2 protein-coding genes are annotated in these 2,914 nt (G+C 62.4%); both read right to left on the reverse strand.

Annotation, left to right across the window (positions count from 1 at the left end; all coding sequences use genetic code 11):
- Window positions 1–309 precede the first annotated feature (309 nt).
- Window positions 310–1,998: a methyl-accepting chemotaxis protein gene (locus tag AC1D1F_RS24685; protein WP_477679076.1), complete on the reverse strand. Its 1,689-nt coding sequence runs from the start codon at window positions 1,996–1,998 to the stop codon at window positions 310–312.
- Window positions 1,999–2,037: 39 nt separating this feature from the next.
- Entirely contained in the window at window positions 2,038–2,538 is a 501-nt protein-coding gene (locus tag AC1D1F_RS24690; RefSeq protein ID WP_477679077.1) for a chemotaxis protein CheW, read from the reverse strand.
- Window positions 2,539–2,914 lie beyond the last annotated feature (376 nt).

A 2,914-nucleotide genomic window follows, 5' to 3' on the forward strand; every position in this document is an offset into this window, starting at 1 on the left:
GGCGAGTCCTTGTTTCTTCTGTATTCGGTATTGGTATTCCTCGTCCCCACCCCTTGTGGATGCGCCGAGGAGCGCAGGGCCAGACGGATCAGGGATCGCGTTGTCTGAGCCGAAGGCGAGTTTAGCGAGACCCCGTCTGGACCGAGCACCGCAGGTTGCCCGTAGCGCAGCGCAGGGACGCAGCAACCAGGGTCGCCTTTTCTTTTGCTTAMTTTTCTTTTGGCGAAGCAAAAGAAAAGTGAGTAGCCGCCGGGCTACCCCCGGCCAGCTACCCCCAGAAGAGCACGCCCCGCCGGAGCAAGACCGGCCTTAAAACGTCTCCCATCCCTCGCCAGCCGCCGCCAGCGCACGCGGCGCCGCAATAGCCTTCCGCGCCTGGGGCGGCTGCTTCGGCGCTGCAGCAGCCGGACGCACCGGGGCCTTGGCACGCTGCGGCGTGTGCTGCGCAATCCCACCCTCCAGCCTGAACACACTCACCACCTGCGACAAGCCGCTGGCCTGCTCCTGCAACGAAGACGCCGCAGCGGCCGCTTCCTCGACCAGCGCCGCATTCTGCTGCGTAACCTGGTCCATCTGGGTAATAGCCTGGTTGATCTGCTCGATCCCGGAGGTCTGTTCCTGGCTGGCCGCGGTGATCTCGGCCATGATGTCGGTCACCCTCTTCACGCTGTCGACGATCTCGTCCATGGTCTTGCCGGCTTCGGCGACCTGTTTGCTGCCTTCTTCGACCTTGTCGACCGAATCGCCGATCAGGGTCTTGATCTCTTTGGCGGCCGCGGCACTGCGTTGCGCGAGGTTGCGCACTTCAGCCGCTACCACCGCAAAGCCCCTGCCCTGCTCACCGGCACGGGCCGCTTCCACAGCAGCATTCAACGCCAGGATATTGGTCTGGAAGGCGATGCCGTCAATCACACCAATGATGTCGACAATCTTTCTGGACGACGCATTGATCGCGCCCATGGTGCCGACGACTTCAGCGACCACACTGCCGCCCTTGACGGCCACACTGGACGCCGACACCGCCAATTGATTCGCCTGGCGCGCGTTGTCGGCGTTCTGTTTGACCGTGGAAGTCAGCTCTTCCATCGAAGCCGCCGTCTCTTCCAGCGAACTCGCTTGCTCTTCGGTGCGTGAGGATAAATCATGGTTACCCGCCGCAATCTGGCTCGAGGCCGTCGCGATCGTGTCCGTGCCGCTGCGCACATTGCCGACGATGCCGACCAGGCTGTCGTTCATGTCCTTGAGCGCCTGCATGAGCTGGCCTGTCTCGTCCTGGCTGTTCACTTCGATGCGGCTGGTCAGGTCGCCGGACGCCACCGCCCGCGCCACCCGCACGGCCTGCGACAGCGGCTGGGTGATGCTGCGCACCAGCAGCCAGGCCAGCAGCACGCCCAGGCCCAGCGACAGCACGCTGCAGACCACCAGCACCAGGCTGGTCCTGGCGCGCAATTCCTCGCTGCGCAGCGCGGCGGCATCGAGCAGCTCGCGCTCGGTATCGACCATCTTCTGCACGCCGGCCAGGTAGGCGCGCGAGGTGGGCTCGAAGCGTTCGCTGAAAATCCGGTTCGCGCCTTCCAGGTCGCCCGCGAGCTTGGCCTTGCTGACGTCCTCGCGCGCGGCCAGGTAGATCTTGCGCAGTTCACCGATTTTGTCGAAGAGCTGCTTTTTCTCGGGCGTGTCCATCTGCTGCTCGAGGAATTTCTGCAGCTCGTTGGTGTCTTTGATCGAGGTCGCCGAAGCCGGCGCGAAATAGGCGACCAGGCTGGTATCGCTGCTCTTGGCGATGGCCGCCGCCCGCTGTATGCCGGCGGTGGTGTGGCGCAGCCAGTCGGAACCGGCCCGTTCAGTCTTCACGTTCTGCTCGACCATGGCCTTGATTTCGCCGCCCAGCTGGCTGAGCTTGAGGACGGCGAGCACGCTGCTCGTCAGGAACAGGGCCAGAATGACGCCGACCACGGCGGCCAGGCGCTTGCCGATGGAGAGATTGCCTAAAAACATGATGAAGACTCCGGGAATAAGAAGGGCTCAGAGAAGGGCTCAGGCCGTGGCGGCAGCATTGATCAGCGCCATGTCGCTGCTGGACATGAGCTTGTCGATGTCGACGAGGATGAGCATGCGTTCGTCCAGCGTGCCCAGGCCTATGAGGTATTCGGTGTCCAGCAGCGCACCCATCTCGGGCGCCGGCCTGACCTGTTCGGGGCTCAACGTGATCACGTCCGAGACGCTGTCCACCACCATGCCCATGATGCGGCTGGCGATGTTCAGGATGATCACCACCGTGAACTGGTCGTAGCTCGGTGTGCCCAAGTTGAACTTGATGCGCATGTCCACGATGGGCACGATGATGCCGCGCAGGTTGACCACGCCCTTGATGTGTTCGGGCGCGTTGGCGATGCGCGTGACCGTGTCGTAGCCGCGCAGCTCCTGCACTTTCTGGATGTCCACGCCGTACTCTTCCTGGCCCAGTGTGAAGGCCAGGAATTCCAGCGCCTTGGCGGTGGCCGGCGTGGGGGTGGGGTTGTTGTTTGTTGCGTGCATGCGCGCTCCTTGGGCTCGATGGGGATGGCTGTGTATGTCTATCGGCTGCTGGCGGTGAAAACTTAAGTTCTGTTTTTCCGTCTTGGGCTTCGGGTAAAGGGTATCGGGTCGTGGCGCTTGGAATACGGGGATAAGCGGGGGGTTATGGCTTATCTTCCGGGTCTTGCTCCGGTTTGCGCGCCCTCGCCCTCTGCATAGGGTTGCTGGCCGGGGTCGCCCGGCATGCGACTCACTTTCTTTTGCTTCGCCAAAAGAAAGTAAGGGCGGATTCAAGGACCAAGTGCAACACTTCCAATCCAAGAGGAGTTGCATGACAAGAACATATCGACAATTGAGTGCCGAAGAGCGAGGCACGGTAATGGGCATGAAGCTGCAC

The sequence above is a fragment of the Polaromonas sp. P1_H6 genome (assembly GCF_056405195.1).

What these genes read in the sequence shown, in the direction of transcription:
- AC1D1F_RS24685 (WP_477679076.1), bottom strand. Translation starts at nt 1,998, where the DNA reads ATGTTTTTAGGCAATCTCTCCATCGGCAAGCGCCTGGCCGCCGTGGTC.
- AC1D1F_RS24690 (WP_477679077.1), bottom strand. Translation starts at nt 2,538, where the DNA reads ATGCACGCAACAAACAACAACCCCACCCCCACGCCGGCCACCGCCAAG.